This window comes from Gemmatimonadaceae bacterium, from assembly GCA_020851035.1.
Lineage (GTDB): Bacteria > Gemmatimonadota > Gemmatimonadetes > Gemmatimonadales > Gemmatimonadaceae > JACMLX01.
Genome location: JADZDM010000030.1, coordinates 1 through 17,136, shown reverse-complemented (window position 1 = coordinate 17,136; position 17,136 = coordinate 1). Strand labels below are relative to the sequence as shown.

Genomic DNA, 17,136 nt, shown 5'->3' with positions numbered 1-17,136 from the left:
GCGGATGCCGGATGTCAGCGCGCACTGGGAGCGGGACAGTGTGCCGGCCGGGGTGGAACTGGGCCAGGTGTCGAACGGGACGGTCCGCGCGACGCGGGACCTGGAGGCCCACGCGGGGCGGGTGAGCGGCGTGTACGGCGGGGTACTGGACCAGCGACCAGGGCCGCCTGAAGGCATGGATCGCCCGGTTCCGGGGCGTCGCCACAAAATGCCTCCACCGGTACCTGACGTGGCACATCATCGACGCGCGGGTCCAGCGGCTGACGGCGGCCACGGCCCGGGCGGTGCTGGTGGGCAACACCGCCGAGCTCACTGCCGCCCGGTACTGTCCGAAGTGCGGGGCCATGCTGTCGCCGCATAGGGGTGGTAGCCTGAGCCCTAGCGTCGGCATGGGAGAACCCCGCCATGTAATCGCTTGTGCAGCAAACGGTTACGGTTCGCGTCGGGAACACGTCTCGTTCGGATCCCCGGATCCACCGGGTTGCCGACTCGCATCGACTGCTGTATGATATCCACAGTAGAATACATACCGGAGCCCATCGTGAATCTGACACCTGGACGCGTCTATCGCACCGCCGATCTCAAGCGGTGGGGTGCGAACCCGACGCGACTGGCTGAGCAGCTCGTCGCCGCGGGAAAGCTGCGAAAGCTCCGGCACGGGCTCTACTATCGCCCGCAGCGCAGCAAGTGGGGTGACGTGCCGCCGGCACGTGATGAAGTGTTGCGCGCCGTCCTCAGGGACACGCCCTTCGTCGTGACGGGGTCCGGCGTGTGGAACGCGCTCGGCCTCGGGGCAACCGCCGTGTTCGCGACCCCTTTGGTCTACAACGGCAAGCTGTCCGGGAAGGCCACGATCGACGTCTTCCGGTTCGTGTTTCGTCGAGTGCGGTTCCCGCTCTCCATGAACACCGAGTGGTGTGTCATTGACCTCATCCAGAATCGCGGGATGGCGGGGCTCGACGTCGAGACGTTGAGGCAGACACTCCGCCCGGCGGTGATGGACGGGCGCTTCGATGCGGTGCGGCTGCAGCAGATGGCTGCTGAGTACGGCACGCGGGAGACACAGGCACTCGTGACTGACACGATCCGCGCGGTGGCGCCGACCCTGCTGCGCGGGGGCGTATGACGCCGGGACGCGCCAGGGCGGCGACGCCATCCACGCCGCCCGGCTTTCTCCACGACGACGTCGAGTTCGCGCAGCTGCTACGCCTGGCGGCCACCACGGCGAGGCTCGACGTCGAGTTCGCGGAAAAAGACTACTGGGTCACGCACGTCCTGTGGTGGCTCGAGCACGAACGGTTCGGCGTCTGCTTCAAGGGCGGCACATCACTCTCGAAGTGCTTTGGGCTGATCCAGCGATTCTCTGAAGACATTGACGTGCACCTTGTGCCGCCGCCGACGCTCACCGCCCCCAGCGTGGGTTCGTGGATCCCCTCAGACACCGCGTATGGCGCGGACCGTCTCGCGTATTTTGGCTGGCTGGCGACGGAACTCGCGCGCATCCCTGGCAGTGTCGGGGTGCGCCACGACGTGCTGCGGCACTCCCCGCGACACATCAACGCGGTGTATTACCTGGACTACGCGTCGACGATTCCGCACACGGGCGGTCTGTTGGCTCGCTCCGTGCAACTCGAGGTCGCGCCGGACAGAGTCTACGCGGCGGTGCCGTGCCGCGTGACGTCCTTCAGCCATGACGTCCTCTCGCCAGCGCAGGCGGCGGGCTTCATCGACAACCGGCCAGCATCGCTGTCCTGTGCACACCCCGTTGCGACGCTGCTCGGCAAGCTGGATGCGATCTGCAATCAGCATCGCAAGGCAATCGATCCATCACGGTATGTGCGTCACTTCGAGGACGCGCACCATATCATCACGAAGCTGCACGGCCTTCCAGATCTGCCCGGCGGCATGACGGTACAGGAGCTCGCGATGCTGATGCGTGCCGACAATCAGATTCGGCGCAGTTACCACGCACAGGATGACGCGTTCACACTCCCCGATCCCGTCGACCGCGACGCCCTCGAGCGTGCACATGCCGCGCTGGGGACATGGCATTGGGGTCCGCGCGTCCCGTTGCTCGACGCCTGCGCGACCATTCGGGACTGGCTCGAGCGCGCAGACCTCTTCGCGCCAGAAACCGCGTAGACGGCGCGTGTCGTCGTGACGCGTCATGTGACGTCGCACGTCGTCGTGTGTGCGTGACGTCTCGCGCCCCGCTGCCCGACGCCCCACGCAGCCGCGGCACGCCTCAACACACACGACACCACCTGCACATCGGCGCGCCCGCGTCGCCCCGCATGGGTCACCAGCTGCCGCCGACGTGCCATTGCGGTCGCGCCGACTGTACATTGACGGGGCGTCTCCGTCGCCCCGGCTCCCCAGCACCCTGATGTCGCTCGCCTCCCAGTCTCGCCCCGACCTCCTCGATCCCGCCGTGCTCACCGCACTCGGCGGCCTCGAGGTGCGCGCCCGCTGGCTGGTGGACGGCTTCCTCACCGGACTCCACCGCTCGCCCCGCAAGGGCTTCAGCGTGGAATTCGCCGAGCACCGGCCGTACCAGCCCGGCGATGACCTGCGCTACATCGACTGGAAGATCGCCGCCCGCACCGAACGCTGGGTGGTGAAGCAGTTCGAGGAGGAAACCAACCTCCGCGCCCTGATCCTGCTGGACGTGAGCCGGTCGATGCAGTGGAAGAGCCCCACCGCAACACTCACCAAGCAGGCCTACGCCGAGCAACTGGCTGCGGCGCTGGCCCTGCTCCTGCTGAAGCAGCGGGATGCCGTCGGGCTGATCCGGTTCGACGACGCGGTGCGCACCGTCCTGCCGCCGCGCGCACGGCCGGCGCACTTCCAGCGCCTCGTCGCCGCCATGCAGGAGCCCGGCACCGGTCGTGAATCGCGGCTCGACCTGGCCCTCCAGAGCGCGTCGCAGCTGGTCAGGCGCCCGGGGATCGTGATCGTCATCTCCGACCTCCTGCTGGACGCCGGCACCGTCACCCCCGGCCTGCGTGCCCTGCGCGCGGCCGGCCACGACGTGCTCACCATGCACATCATGGATCCCGGCGAGCGCACGCTCGACGTGAAGACCGACGCCCGGTTCGTGGACAGCGAGACCGGCGTGGAAGTGGCCGCCAGCGCCCGCGAGGTGCGCGCGGCGTACAACGCCACCGTGGAGGCCGCGATCGCCGCCTGGCGCACCCTCTTCGTGGAACAGGGCGGACGCTACGCCCTCTGCGACACCAGTGAGCCGTTCGGCATGCCGCTGCACCGGGCATTCGCGGCCCGCGACACCGTGCGGGGCTGACGACCCCACGTGGCCTTCCTCGCTCCGCTCTGGCTGTCGCTGGCTGTGCTCGCGGCCGTGCCCGTGCTCCTGCACCTCCTGCGCCGCAACATCGGCGCGCGGGTGGAGTTCCCGGCCGTCCGCTACCTGCAGAGCGCCGAGCGCGACGCCAGCAAGGATGTGCGCACCAAGAACCTGCTGCTGCTGCTGCTCCGCATCCTGATCGTGCTGCTGCTGGCGCTGGCGGCGGCGCGGCCGGTGTGGTCGCGCGGGGAAGGCACGCCGCGCGCCCTCGCGATCGTGCTCGACAACTCGCTCAGCACCACGGCGATGGTCGGCGGGGCACCGGTGCTGGACCGGCTGGCCACCGCCGCGCGGGAACTGCGCGCCGCGTCGGGATCGGCCGAGCAGCTCTGGTTGCTCACCGCCGACGGCACGGTGTTCACGGGACCGGATGCCATCGATGCCGCGCTCTCCCGCGTGATCGCGCTCCCGAACGCCGGCCGCCTCGACGCCGCCGTGCGTGCGGCCATCGCCCTCACGCAGGGGGCCGGCGGCGACGGCGGCGCGGTGGCGGTGATCACCGATGGCCAGCAGTCGGCCTGGCGCACCGACCTTCCCCGGTCGTCGTCGCGGGTCCGCGTGTACGTGCCAGCACTCACGCCGCCGCCGAACGGCGCGATCCTCGCCGCCACCGCGCTGCCGCAGTGGTGGACGCCGCGTGGTGCTGTCGAGCTCACGGTGCAGGCGGTGCGCGATTCCACCGCCTATCGCATCGCGATCGGTGACAACACCCTCGCGCGCGGCGTGGTGGTGCGCCATCGTGGTGACTCGCTGGCCACGCTGCGCATCCCGCTGGTCGGCGCCGGCACGGGGTGGCAGGCACTGGACGTGACACTGGAACCCTCGGGTGTGGGTGGCGACGATCACGCCATCCTGCCGATCGTGGTGGGCACGGCGCCGTCGGTGCGTGATGCCGCCGGCGAGTTCGTGGCCGCGGCCGTCGGCGCACTGCGCGAGAGCGGACGCGTGCGCGGCGGCGGTGGCACGACGGTCACCATCGCACCGGCAGCGCAGGTGACGGCACTGCCCGCGCTGCTGCTGCCCCCCGCCGATGCCGGAGGCGTGGCCGCGGCCAACGCCACGCTGTCCCGGCTCGGCATCCCGTGGCGCTACGGCGCCGAGCAGCGGGGAACGCAGCTCGTGCGCACACGGACCAGCGACCTGCGCGGTGACTCCACGATCCGTGTGATGCGCTGGTTCCCGCTGGTGGCGCAGCCGGGGGCCACCGGCGACACGCTGGCGCAGGTGTCCGGCGGGGCGTGGATGGTGCGCGGTCCGCAGTGGATCGTGGTCGGCTCGCCGCTGGACGCGGCCAGCACCACGCTGCCCGTGCGCGCCACGTTCGTGCCCTGGCTGGCGGACGCGATCAGCAACCTGTCGTCGGGGGCCACGTCCGCCACGCTCGTCACCGCCGGTGCGCCCCTGCTGCCGCCGGCCGGCGCCACGGCGCTCCGCAGCGCCGATGGCACCGTGACGCGCACACTCACCGGCAGCGCCGTGACCGCGCCAGCCGCACCGGGTGTCTACTTCTGGATGCGGGGGCGTGACACCACCGGCGCCATCGGCGTGTTGCTCGACGCCGGCGAGCCGCTGCTGGCCCGCGCCGGTGCGGCCGCGTTGCTGGCGCACTTCGGGGGACCGGAGCGGGTGGCACTGTCCAGTGAGGTGCCGGCGTTCCTCGGCAGCGTGCGCCAGTCCGGCGCGTCGCAGCCGATGGTCTTCCCGCTGCTGCTGCTGGCGCTGCTCGCCGTGCTCGCCGAGGCGTGGCTCTCCGGCCGCTACCGCACCGGTGGCGCCGCCGTCACCGATTCCCTCGCTCGACCCGCCTGATGGGCCTACCGACCCTGCTCGACGCACTGGAACGGCTGCCGCAGTTCACGCGGGTGTTCAACACGCTGCCGGCCCCGCGGCGCACGCTCACGCTCACCGGGCTGCACGGCTCGGCCGATGCGGTGCTGGTGGCGGCGCTGGCGCGCCGGCTCACCGGCCGCGTGCTGGTGGTGGTGACCGACGCGCTGCCCGAGGCGGAGCGCTGGCTGGCCGACCTCGGCGCGCTGTCGGACGCGGAGCAGATCGCGCTCTACCCGCCGCGCGAGGGTTTCGGCGAGGCCGAGCCGCACAGCGAGGTGGCGGGCGAGCGGGTCGAGACGCTGGAGAAGCTGTCGCGCGGCGCGGTGCGCCTGCTGCTCACCACGTCGCGGGCGCTGATGGAGCGCACGCAGCTCGCACGCGCCGTGAGCCGCGCCCGCCTCGAGCTGCGCAAGGGGGATGCGTGGCGGCTGGAGGCGCTCTCGGAGCACCTCGACGCGCACGGCTTCGAGCGCGTGCCGATGGTGGACGACGTCGGCCAGTACAGCGTGCGCGGCGGCATCTTCGACATCTACAGCTTCGGCATGGCCGAGCCGGTGCGCCTGGAGTTCTGGGGCGACGAGATCGTCGAGCTGCGGCACTTCGACCTCAACACGCAGCGCAGCACGCGCGATGCGAGCGTGGCGCTGGTGCTGCCGGTGGACATCCCGGCCGGCGAGGAGGGCGAGGCGGCCTACGAACGCGTCACACTCGCCGACCTGCTGCCGCCGGACACGCTGCTGGTGCAGCCGCTCGGCACGAGCATCGATCCCGAGCTGCGCCGCACCTGGGACGAGGCGCAGCACCACGTGGAGCTGGCGCGCCGGCGCGGTGAGGACGCCCCGCCGCGCGACCGGCTCTTCGAGCAGCCCGAGGTCACGCGCACGCGGCTGCGGGCGTTCGGCACCATCCACATCGTCGATCCCGCCGCCGATTCCATCGACGTGGGTTTCCCCGTGCGCGCCCCCGAGACGGTGGGCCGCGACATGGCGGCGCTGCGCAAGCTGGTGGCCGCCGGCGTGCCGACGCTGATCCTCTGCGACAACAGCGGCCAGCTCGAGCGCCTCGAGGAACTGCTCGACGAGCGCGGACGGCAGACGCAGGCCACGCTGGCACTCGGCGTGCTGGGCGCGGGCTTCCTGCTGCCGCCGGGTGAGGGGCGCGAGGGGCTGCGCGTCCTCACCGACCACGAGATCTTCCGTCGCGAGCGCCGCATCCGGCGTGCACGCAAGTACGGCGGCGGCGCGGCGCTGGATGTGGCGACGGCGCTGAAGAGCGGCGACTACGTGGTGCACCTCGAGCACGGCATCGGCATCTACCGCGGCATGTCCACGATCTTCGTGGGCGAGAGCACCGTCGAGGTGGCGGTGATCGAGTACGAGGGTGGTGATCGCCTGAACGTGCCGCTGTACCGCATCGACCAGGTGGAGCGATATCGCGCCGCCAGCGACGTGAGTGCCGATGCGCCGCCGCCGCGCCTGCACAAGCTGGGTGGCCGCAAGTGGAGCCAGCAGCGCGACAAGACCCGTGCCGCCATCCTCGAGATGACGCACGAGCTGCTGGACCTGTATGCGCGCCGTCGCATCGCCAGCCGGCCACCGCATGTGCCCGACACGACGTGGCAGATGCAGCTCGAGAGTGGCTTCCTGTTCGAGGACACCCCTGACCAGCGCCGCGCCACCACCGACGTGAAGCACGACATGGAGGGCGGCCGGCCGATGGATCGCCTGCTGGTGGGCGACGTGGGCTACGGCAAGACCGAGATCGCGGTGCGCGCCGCCTTCAAGGCGGTGCAGAGCGGGCGGCAGGTGGCGGTGCTGGTGCCGACGACGATCCTGGCCGACCAGCATGTGCGCACCTTCGGTGACCGGCTGGCCGACTTCCCGGTGGTGATCGAGGAGCTGAGCCGCTTCCGCACGGGCAAGGAGCAGGCCGCCACGCTGGAGCGGCTGAAGAGGAAGGAAGTGGACATCGTGATCGGCACCCACCGCCTGCTGGGTGAGGACGTCGTCTTCGGTGACCTCGGCCTGATCATCGTGGACGAGGAGCACCGCTTCGGCGTGAAGCACAAGGAGCGCCTGAAGCAGCTCAAGATGGAGACCGACGTGCTGACGCTTACGGCCACGCCGATCCCGCGCACGCTGCACCAGTCGCTGGCCGGCCTGCGCGACATGACGCTGATGCAGACGCCGCCGCGGGACCGCAGCCCGGTGCTGACGTACGTGGAGCCGAACGACGATGCCCTGATCGAGGAGGCCATCACCCGCGAGCTGGATCGCGGCGGGCAGTGCTTCTTCGTGCACAACCGCATCGAGACCATCCTGGCGATGGCCGACCACCTCGCGCGGCTGGTGCCGCGGGCCCGGATCGTGGTGGGCCACGGGCAGATGAAGGAGCGTGAGCTGGAGGAGGTCATGCGGCAGTTCGTGCGCGGCGAGGCCGACATCCTGGTCAGCACGATGATCGTCGAGAGCGGGCTGGACGTGTCGAACGCGAACACGATGTTCGTGGACCGGGCCGACCATTTCGGGCTGGCGCAGCTCTACCAGCTCCGGGGCCGGGTCGGGCGCTCGCATCGTCGCGCGTACTGCTACCTGCTGGTGCCCGACATCGTGGACGAGGACGCCGAGCGCCGCCTGCGGGTGCTGGAGCACCATACCGAACTCGGCAGTGGCTACCGTGTCGCACTGAAGGACATGGAGCTCCGCGGGGCGGGGAACCTGCTGGGGCCGGAGCAGAGCGGCTTCGTGCATGCCGTCGGGTTCGACCTCTACCTCCGGCTGCTGGAGGAGACGGTGACCCGGATCCAGCGGGGCGACAAGGCGCCGCCCCCGCAGCCGTCGGACGTGTCGCTGGACGTGCCGGCCTTCCTGCCGGACGACTACATCCCGCTGCAGGACCTCAAGCTGGACGTCTACCGGCGCCTCACCACGGCGCCGGACGCCGCCGCCATCGAGGCCCTGGCGTCCGAGGTGCGCGACCGGTTCGGCCCGCTTCCGGCCGCCGCCGCCGCCTACTTCGACCTCGCCCAGCTCCGCCTCCTTGGCGGGACCCTCGGGATCGAAGCCGTGCTGGTGCGTGGCAATGAGGGCCGTATTACGTTTCGCGCCGATGCCGTGCCCCGGATGAAGGGGCTCAGCGCCGCGTTCCATGAAGTGCAGTTCCAGGCCGAGGTGCGCCGCGCGCAGCCGCTGACGCTCAAGCTCACGCGGCTTGGTGGTGCTGCCGTTCTCGAAGGCCTCGTCCGCTCGCTGCGCAGTCTGAGTCGCTGATCCACGGTCGTGCGGCTGCCCGTCCGTGTCGCCCCAGACTTCACCCGTTTCCTATATCGTCGAATGAGAAGACTTGCCCTCGCCGCGATCGCCGTCGTCGCCACGGCCCAGCTGGCCGGCTGCAACAGCGGTGCGCTCAGCGCACATGCGGATACCGTCGCGAAGGCCGGTTCGCAGGAACTGACCGTCAAGAAGCTGTCGGAGCTGCTCGGTGCCTCCAAGGTCCCGCTGCGCAAGGACGTCGTGCGCGTGGTGGCCGACCTGTGGGTGAACTACCAGCTCCTCGCCAAGGCCGGCGCTGCCGGCGACTCGCTGAACGAGACCAAGCTGCTCGACTCGGCGCTCTGGGCCCCCATCGCCAACGCCCGCGCCCGCAAGTTCTTCGAGGTCATCTCGAAGACGTGGGCCGTCACGCCGACCACCGACGGCGAGGCGCGCTACAACTCCGGTGAGGTGCTCGCCGCCAGCCACATCCTCTTCCGCACGCCGGAGAAGGGCGTCACCCCGCAGCAGCTCCAGGAGCTGCGCGGCCGCGCCGACTCGGTGCGGAAGGTGCTGACGGCCGCCAACTTCGCGCAGCTCGCCACGCGCTTCAGCCAGGATCCCGGCTCGGCGCAGCAGGGCGGTGCGCTCGGCGCCTTCCCGAAGGGCATCATGGCGCAGGAGTTCGAGAACGCGCTCAAGTCGGTCAAGCCGGGTGAGATCTCCGGCGTGGTCCAGTCGCGCTTCGGCTTCCACATCATCTACCGCCCGCTGTACCCGGCGGTGGCGCAGAATGTCGCCCAGCTCCTGCAGCAGCGCGGTGCCGCCGTGGCCGAGTCCACCTACTGGTCCCGCCTCGAGGCCGCCAACACCGTCACGGTGAAGTCCGACGCCCCGAAGATGGCGCGCGACATCGTGGGTGACCTGGACAGCTACCGCGGCAGCAACATGGTGATCGGCAGCTCCAAGCGCGGCGACTTCACCGCCCGCCAGCTCGTGCGCTGGATCGACGCCTATCCGCCGGAGCAGGGGCTGGTGGCGCAGATCCAGAACGCGCCCGACACGATCATCCCCACGCTGGTCAAGAACTTCATGCGCAACGAGCTGTTCCTGGCCCAGGCCGACAGCGCGAAGGTGGACCTCACCGAGCAGGAGAAGAGCCAGATCCGGGCCGAGTTCCGCACGCTCGTGATCAACTCCTGGACGCAGCTCGGCGTGGCCCCGAACCAGCTCACCGACAGCGCCAAGACCCCCGAGACGCGTGAGGCACTGGCGGTGGGCCGCGTGAACACCTTCCTCGAGAACATGCTGGTGAAGGACGGGGCGTTCGTGCCGATCGCCCGGTCGATGGACCTCATGCTCCGCATGAAGTACCCGGGCGCCAAGATCGTCGACGCCGGCGTGGACCGGGCCCTCGAGGCCGCGCAGAAGCTCCGCGGGTCGGCCGATTCGACGCGGGCGGCCAACCGTCCGGCGTCGGCCGTGCCGATGCCCGGCGAGGCGCCGGCCGGTGCGCTGCCGGCTCCGGCCCCCGCGAAGCCGTAAGGCTGCCATCATGGCCTCACCAGCGGGGGAGCGCGATCACCGCGCTCCCCCGTTCTGCATCTACATTTGTCGTGTGGCGCCCGGTCCGACCGCCCCGGTCGTGAAACGACGCCATGCCGCCCGGGTACACCACCGCATGACTCGACGATCGACGTTCCTCGCCGCCGCCCTCCTCGCCGCCGCCGCGCTGCCCGCGCAGGTCACGGCCCCGGCGGCCCGGCCCACCGCCGGCCCCACCGTGGTGCAGGTGGATCGGGTGATCGCCGTCGCCGGTGACCATCCGATCCTCTGGAGCGAGGTGCTGGAGGAGTACAACACGCGCCGCGCGCAGGGGGTGCAGATCCCCACCGACAGCGTCGAGCATCGCAAGTTCGTGGAGCGGCTGATCGACGAGCTGATCGATGCCGAGGTGCTGATGCAGGCCGCGGCGGTGGAGAAGGTGGAGGTCACCGACGGCGACGTGCTGCCCGACGTCGAGACGCAGCTGCGCAAGATCCGCGAGCAGTTCAAGAGCGACCAGGAGTTCCGTGCCGCGCTGGCCGGTGCCGGCTTCGGCACGCCGGAAGAGTACCGCAAGACGCTGATCGAGGCCGCGCGGCGCCCGGCGGTGCAGCGCAAGCTGATCGAGAAGATGAAGGGCGACGGCAAGCTGGTGCGCGCCGTCGTCTCCGACGCCGACGTGGTCGAGACCTACGAGCGCACCCGCGCCACGTTCCCGAAGCGGCCGGCGCAGGTCACGTTCCGGCAGATCGTCATCAGCCCGACGCCGAACCCGGAAGCGAAGGCTCGGGCGCGGGCGAAGATCGACTCGCTGCTGCTCGAGATCCAGCGCGGCGGCAACTTCGAGCTCGTCGCCAAGCGTGAGTCGATGGACCCGTCGAACAAGGAGACCGGCGGAGACCTGGGCTGGAACCGCCGCGGGAACATGGTGCCCGAGTTCGACCGCATGATGTTCGCGCTGCCGCCGGGAGTGGTGAGCCCGGTGGTCGAGACCACCTTCGGCTTCCACATCATCCGCGTCGACAAGGTGCAGCCGAAGGAAGTGAAGGCGCGGCACATCCTGATCATCCCCACGCTCGACTCGCTCGACGAGCAGCGCGCCTACCGGCTGGCCGACAGCGTCGCGACGGCGTGGCGGAGCGGGTCGCGGTACGACACGCTGACGGCGAAGTTCCACGATCCCGACGAGATCCGCGCGTTCAACGACCCGTTCCCGCGCAGTGAGCTGCCGCCGGCCTACATCGCGGCGCTGAAGGACCTGAAGCCGAACGAGATCAGCGCTCCGTTCCCCATCGAGAACGCACGGCGGGGGACCAAGAAGTACGTCGTCTTCCAGCTCCTCACGCAGCAGGAGGAGGGGTTGTACTCGGTGGGGGAGGTCCGCGAGCGCATCCGCGCCCAGCTGGTGGAGGAGCGCTCGATGCGCCGCTTCATCGACGGGCTGCGCAGCGCCACGTTCGTGCTCCGCAACCCGATCCCGGAACTCCCGGCCGCCGCGCCCGCCGAGGCTCCGCCCGAGCGGTGACCACGCGACGTCGCCCGCGGCTCGCGGTCACCCTCGGCGATCCGCGCGGCATCGGGCCGGAGCTGGTGCAGGCCGTGCTCGCCGACGACGAGATCGGCGAGCTCTGTGACCTGCTGGTGGTGGGCCCGCGTGGCACCGAGGTGGACGTGCACGAGTCCATCGGCACCTGGCTGCCGGGCGGCAGCGAGGCGCTGGCCGGCAAGCTCGCCGGCGACGCCGTGGTGCGGGCCGTGGAACTGGCCTCCGCCGGCGCCGTGCGGGGCATCGTCACGGCGCCACTGGACAAGCACGCGCTGCTGCTCGGCGGGTACGATGCGCCGGGCCACACCGAGCTGCTGGCGGAGCTCACCGGCCGGCCGACGGCCATGATGCTGGCGAGTGAGACGTTGCGCGTGGTGCTGGCCACCACGCACCTGCCGCTGCGCGACGTGCCGGAGACGCTGACGGCAGACGTGCTCCGCGAGTCGGTGGGGCTGACGCGGGCGGGGTTGCAGCACTGGTTCGGGATCGCCGATCCGCGCATCGCGCTCTGCGCGCTCAATCCGCATGGCGGCGACGGCGGTCGCTTCGGCACCGAGGATACCGAGCTGCTGGCCCCCGTGGCCCGCGAGACCGGCGCACTGGGGCCATATCCGGCCGACACGGTGTTCGTGCGTGCGATGCGTGGCGAGTTCGACGCGGTGATCGCGCCGTATCACGATGTCGGGATGACCGCGATCAAGGTCGCGAGCTTCGGCAGCGGGGTGAACGTGACGCTGGGGCTGCCGTTTCCGCGCACGTCGCCGGATCACGGGACCGCGATCGACATCGCGGGGCAGGGCATCGCGGACGTGTCGAGCTTCCGGCATGCGGTGCTGCTGTGCATCCGGCTGGCGAACCAGGAGACGGTCGCGCACACGCCCTGATCTCCGGCGTCTGCGACTGGCGGGGCATCGTCAAGAAGGTTCACGCGGAAAACGCGGAAAACGCGGAAAGCCACCACAGCAGGCCTGTCTCCGTCGACACCCGGACGAAAACTCGTGGGAACTGCGTGCCCGCGGGCGCAGTTCCTACAGCACTTTCTTCAGGGTGAGCCGTCACCGGTGCCGCATCGCTTTAGTGGGCCGTTTCCGCGTTTTCCGCGCGAACCCTGTTGACGATGCCGGCCTAGCCACGGCACCCGAGCAAGCGCCCGGACCGGAGTTAGCGAACGGCACGCGCCGCAGGGGGTCGTGAACAGACGTGACGACCGGGCCGGCGGGGCGTCTTTCGGGCGGAAGCCCCACACCCGACCGCCCACCCCCGGATCGGCAGCCGACCCACCCCGGTTCGCGGCCTGTCCTACGCATTGCGCAGGCTGCCCATGGCATCACTCGACAAGTTCCTCGTGGCGCTGGGGACCGCGCCGCCGACCACGCTGGTGCTGTACGAAGGCGCGGCGGCGGAACTGCGCTTCGACGGCGGCACGCGCCCGATCACGAAGCAGGCGCTGACGGCCGAGCAGATCGTCGGGCTGCTGCGCGAGATTGCGCCGGCCGCGCTGCAGGCGGCCGTGATGCAGGGGGGGCCGGCGCGCTTCCCGTACGAGAGCAACGGGGTGCCGGTCGACTGCACGATCCAGCGGGACGGCGAGGGCCGCGTGGTGGCGCAGATCATGCCGGCCAGTGCCGCCGACCCGGCCCTCCGCGAGGAGGCGACGATGGCCGGTGCCACTCCCGCCCTCGACCACGGCCCGCGCCATGCGCTCGACACCCTCCTGCGGACCCTCGCGTCCGAAAAGGCGAGTGACCTGCACCTGCGCGTCGGCGAGCCGCCGATCCTGCGCCGCGACGGGGAGCTGGTCCGCATTCCCGGCACCGCGCCCCTCGGCCACGACCAGCTCGAGCAGATGCTCCTGCAGTCGATGCCCGAGCGCAACCGCGAGGAGTTCCTCGCCTGCAGCGACACCGACTTCGCGATCGACATCCCCGGCCTCGCGCGCTTCCGCGGCAACGCGCTGCGCGACCGCTGCGGCGCGGCGGCGGTGTTCCGGCTGATCCCGTCGACGATCATCACCGCCGAGCAGCTGGGCCTGTCGGAGTTCGAGAAGAACCTCTGCACGCTGAACAAGGGGCTGGTGCTGGTGACCGGCCCCACCGGCAGCGGCAAGAGCACCACGCTGTGTGGGATGATCGACCTCGTGAACCGCACGCGGCACGACCACATCATCACGATCGAGGACCCGATCGAGTTCGTCCACGCCAGCAAGAAGTGCATCATCACGCAGCGGCAGGTGGGGGTGCACACCTCCAGCTTCAAGAGTGCGCTGCGGGCGGCGCTGCGCGAGGATCCGGACGTGATCCTGGTGGGTGAGCTGCGCGACCTCGAGACCATCGCGATCGCGATCGAGACGGCGGAGACCGGGCACCTCGTCTTCGGCACGCTGCACACCACCACGGCCCCGAGCACGGTGGACCGCCTGATCGACCAGTTCCCGGCCGACCGGCAGTCGCAGGTGCGCACGATGCTGAGCGAGTCGCTGAAGGGGGTGATCTCGCAGACGCTGGTGAAGAAGAAGGGCGGGGGGCGGGCGGCCGCGCGAGAGGTGCTGCTGGCGAACACCGCGCTGTCGAACCTGATCCGCGAGGGGAAGACGTTCCAGATCCCGACGATCATGCAGACGTCGAAGAAGCTCGGCATGGTGACGCTCAACGACGCGTTGCTGGACCTGGTGGAGCGGGGGGTGGTGGAGGCGGCCGACGCGTGGATGAAGGCGGTGGACAAGGGGGCCTTCCAGCAGGCGCTGCAGTCGCGTGGCATCGCGCTGGAGCGCGTGGCGGCGTAGGGCGGAGGGGGCGCTGCGGGGGCGCCTGTGGGTGAGCCCGCGCATGCACGGCGGGCGGTGGCGGCGCGGCGCGGGGGGGGAGGATGTCCGGCGTGGTGGGATGTCCGGGCTCCGGGCGGCGGGAATCCTCGTCGGGGGGCACTTGGCCCCCGGACTAGGTTTCCCGCATGTCTATTCGTAACATTGCCATCATTGCGCACGTCGACCACGGTAAGACGACACTCGTGGATCAGATGCTCCGCCAGGCCGGAGCGTTCCGCGAGAACCAGGTTGTCGCCGAGCGTGTCATGGATTCCAACCCGCTCGAGAAGGAACGCGGGATCACGATCCTCGCGAAGAACACCTCGATCCGCTGGAAGGACAACAAGATCAACATCATCGACACGCCCGGCCACGCCGACTTCGGCGGTGAGGTCGAGCGCATCATGCGCATGGTGGACGGCGTGCTGCTGGTGGTGGATGCGTTCGACGGCCCGATGCCGCAGACGCGCTTCGTGCTGCGCAAGGCGTTCGAGCTGGGGCGCGTGCCGATCGTGGTGATCAACAAGATCGACCGCCCCGGTGCCGACCCGATGCGGGTGCACGACGAGGTGCTGAGCCTCTTCATCGAGCTGGATGCGACCGAGGCGCAGCTGGATGCGCCGGTGGTGTATGCCAGCGCGCGCCAGGGCATCGCGACGATGGACCTGGACGTGGAGGGGACGAACATGAACCCCCTGTTCGACGCCATCCTGCAGTACGTGCCGATCCCGCCGAACGATGCGACCGGCCCGTTCCAGATGCTGGTGTCCACGATCGACTACTCGAGCTACCTCGGGCGGCTGGGCATCGGGCGCGTGGAGATGGGGAAGATCAAGGTGGGCGACCAGGTGTCGCTGCTGCAGATGGACCCGGCGCTGCCGATCCAGAACAGCCGGGTGACGAAGCTGTTCTGCTTCGAGGGGCTGGAGCGGGTGGAGGTGCAGGAGGCGTCGGCGGGTGAGATCGTGTCGGTGGCGGGGCTCGAGAACGTCGAGATCGGCCTCACGATCACCGATCCCAGCTTCCAGGAGCGCCTCGAGGGGATCGCGGTGGAGGAGCCGACGATCTCGGTGGACTTCCAGGTGAACACGTCGAGCTTCGCGGGCAAGGAGGGGAAGTTCGTCACGTCGCGGCAGGTGCGTGACCGCCTGATGAAGGAGCTGGAGCGGAACGTGGCGCTGCGGGTGGAGGAGACCGACAACACGGACACGTGGAAGGTGAGCGGCCGTGGCGAGCTGCACCTGTCGATCCTGATGGAGACCATGCGGCGCGAGGGGTACGAGTTCCAGGTGTCGCGGCCGAAGGTGATCACCCGCGAGGGGGAAAACGGCGAGCGGCTGGAGCCGTACGAGGAACTGCTGATCGACGTGCCGGACGAGTACGTCGGGGCGGTGATCGAGAAGCTCGGGCCGCGCAAGGCCGAGATGACGGAGATGAAGAATCCGGGGCAGGGGATGGTGCGCCTGACCTATCGCATTCCGGCGCGCGGCCTGTTTGGTTATCGCTCCGAGTTCCTGACCGATACTCGAGGAACGGGGATCATGCACCACCGGTTCCTCGAGTACGGGCCGTGGTCGGGGGCGCTGGATGGCCGGACGCGCGGGGTGCTGGTGAGCATGGAGAACGGCACCATCATCGCCTTCGCGCTCGGCAACCTGGGCGAGCGGGCGACGTTGTTCGTGGAGCCGGGCCAGCCGGTGTACGAGGGGATGGTGGTGGGGGAGAATTCGCGGCCGGGGGACATGGACGTGAACCCCACGAAGGAGAAGAAGCTGTCGAACATGCGCAGCAAGTCAGCCGATGACGCGATCGTGCTCGAGCCGCCACGGATCCACACGCTGGAGAGCGCGCTGGAGTACATCGAGGAGGACGAGCTGATCGAGGTGACGCCGCAGTCGATCCGGCTGCGGAAGAAGGTGCTGAACACGATCGACCGGAAGCGGGTGACGCGCGACCTGAAGAAGGAGCGCAACAACGAGTGACCACAGGTGTCGCGCGCGGCGGGCAGGTGTTGCCGCGTGGCGGCGCACGAATCTCACGCCAGACGGACGCACGGGGAGAACGCAGGCATGTCGGAAGAGGCAGTGTGGGCATCGATGGCATCGGGGGCGGATGCGCAGGGGTCGATGGGCGCCGGTGCTGGCGCGGTGTCCGGTGCGGGGCTGGTGTGGTCTGCGGCGGGTGGCGGGGTGGCGGGGGAGGACGACGACCTGGCGGACGAGGCGGATCTCGACGAGGACGAGGAGTCCCTCGACGACGACGACGAGGACGACGACGAGGATGAGGACGACGACGACGATCTCGACGAGTTCGAGGACGACGAGCTGGATGACGAGGATGACGACGACGAGGCGGACGAGATCGACTTCACGGAGGACCGGTACGAGCGGATTCCGGGTGAGGATGAAACGGACGCGTGAGGGTGTGGGTGGTGCGGTGTGGTGTCGTGTGTGGTGGCGGCCCGGCGGGGGTTGACTGGGCGGGCGTTTCTGCTATCATTGGGGTCTCCCCCGGATACGGGGCGAGGCGAGGTTCTGCGAGACGCGGTGTCACGCGCTCCGGGGCCCGGACAGGACAGCTGATTGACAATTGAGAGAGCAAGCGAGTGGTGATATCGCGATTGAGCCGGCGGGTTCGTGCCTGCCGGCGAGCGATACAAACACGAAATTGATGATTCCGGACCGTCTCATGATGGTCCAGCAATGGGAGTTGTGAGCGGTTCGCGAGAGCTGGTTGAATTCTTCTTGGAGAGTTTGATCCTGGCTCAGGACGAACGCTGGCGGCGTGCTTAACACAT

At 69.8% G+C, this 17,136-nt stretch carries 11 protein-coding genes; all 11 read left to right on the top strand.

Annotated elements, in window-relative coordinates; all coding sequences use genetic code 11:
• The first annotated feature begins 541 nt into the window (after positions 1–541).
• The 11 genes from IT355_19830 (at position 542) to IT355_19780 (ending at position 16,759) form a co-directional block, all read left to right on the top strand.
• Entirely contained in the window at positions 542–1,126 is a 585-nt protein-coding gene (locus IT355_19830) for a hypothetical protein (protein ID MCC7055532.1), read from the top strand.
• Complete coding sequence (locus tag IT355_19825; GenBank protein ID MCC7055531.1) at positions 1,123–2,142, top strand: nucleotidyl transferase AbiEii/AbiGii toxin family protein; 1,020 nt, start codon at positions 1,123–1,125, stop codon at positions 2,140–2,142. The genes IT355_19830 and IT355_19825 overlap by 4 nt, the downstream gene beginning before the upstream one ends.
• Positions 2,143–2,386: 244 nt before the next feature.
• Positions 2,387–3,301 (top strand): DUF58 domain-containing protein, encoded by a 915-nt coding sequence (locus tag IT355_19820; protein MCC7055530.1) that lies wholly within the window; start codon positions 2,387–2,389, stop codon positions 3,299–3,301.
• Positions 3,302–3,310: 9 nt separating this feature from the next.
• Complete coding sequence (locus tag IT355_19815) at positions 3,311–5,173, top strand: BatA and WFA domain-containing protein (GenBank protein MCC7055529.1); 1,863 nt, start codon at positions 3,311–3,313, stop codon at positions 5,171–5,173.
• Complete coding sequence (gene mfd, locus IT355_19810; protein ID MCC7055528.1) at positions 5,173–8,463, top strand: transcription-repair coupling factor; 3,291 nt, start codon at positions 5,173–5,175, stop codon at positions 8,461–8,463. The genes IT355_19815 and mfd overlap by 1 nt, the downstream gene beginning before the upstream one ends.
• A 63-nt stretch (positions 8,464–8,526) precedes the next feature.
• Entirely contained in the window at positions 8,527–9,990 is a 1,464-nt protein-coding gene (locus IT355_19805) for a peptidyl-prolyl cis-trans isomerase (protein MCC7055527.1), read from the top strand.
• A 136-nt stretch (positions 9,991–10,126) separates the two neighbouring features.
• On the top strand, positions 10,127–11,515 hold the full coding sequence (locus tag IT355_19800) for a peptidylprolyl isomerase (GenBank protein ID MCC7055526.1): 1,389 nt from the start codon (positions 10,127–10,129) through the stop codon (positions 11,513–11,515).
• Positions 11,512–12,420 (top strand): 4-hydroxythreonine-4-phosphate dehydrogenase PdxA, encoded by a 909-nt coding sequence (locus tag IT355_19795; GenBank protein ID MCC7055525.1) that lies wholly within the window; start codon positions 11,512–11,514, stop codon positions 12,418–12,420. Before IT355_19800 ends, IT355_19795 begins: the two co-directional genes overlap by 4 nt.
• 773 nt (positions 12,421–13,193) lie before the next feature.
• Positions 13,194–14,318 (top strand): type IV pilus twitching motility protein PilT, encoded by a 1,125-nt coding sequence (locus tag IT355_19790; protein ID MCC7055524.1) that lies wholly within the window; start codon positions 13,194–13,196, stop codon positions 14,316–14,318.
• Positions 14,319–14,485: 167 nt separating this feature from the next.
• Positions 14,486–16,321, top strand: a complete 1,836-nt coding sequence (gene typA / locus IT355_19785; GenBank protein MCC7055523.1) for a translational GTPase TypA — start codon at positions 14,486–14,488, stop codon at positions 16,319–16,321.
• Between the two features lie 87 nt (positions 16,322–16,408).
• Positions 16,409–16,759, top strand: a complete 351-nt coding sequence (locus tag IT355_19780) for a hypothetical protein (protein ID MCC7055522.1) — start codon at positions 16,409–16,411, stop codon at positions 16,757–16,759.
• Positions 16,760–17,136: the final 377 nt, after the last annotated feature.

What these genes read in the sequence shown, in the direction of transcription:
- IT355_19805 (MCC7055527.1), top strand. Translation starts at nt 8,527, where the DNA reads ATGAGAAGACTTGCCCTCGCCGCGATCGCCGTCGTCGCCACGGCCCAG.
- IT355_19820 (MCC7055530.1), top strand. Translation starts at nt 2,387, where the DNA reads ATGTCGCTCGCCTCCCAGTCTCGCCCCGACCTCCTCGATCCCGCCGTG.
- IT355_19825 (MCC7055531.1), top strand. Translation starts at nt 1,123, where the DNA reads ATGACGCCGGGACGCGCCAGGGCGGCGACGCCATCCACGCCGCCCGGC.
- mfd (MCC7055528.1), top strand. Translation starts at nt 5,173, where the DNA reads ATGGGCCTACCGACCCTGCTCGACGCACTGGAACGGCTGCCGCAGTTC.
- IT355_19790 (MCC7055524.1), top strand. Translation starts at nt 13,194, where the DNA reads ATGGCCGGTGCCACTCCCGCCCTCGACCACGGCCCGCGCCATGCGCTC.
- typA (MCC7055523.1), top strand. Translation starts at nt 14,486, where the DNA reads ATGTCTATTCGTAACATTGCCATCATTGCGCACGTCGACCACGGTAAG.
- IT355_19800 (MCC7055526.1), top strand. Translation starts at nt 10,127, where the DNA reads ATGACTCGACGATCGACGTTCCTCGCCGCCGCCCTCCTCGCCGCCGCC.
- IT355_19780 (MCC7055522.1), top strand. Translation starts at nt 16,409, where the DNA reads ATGTCGGAAGAGGCAGTGTGGGCATCGATGGCATCGGGGGCGGATGCG.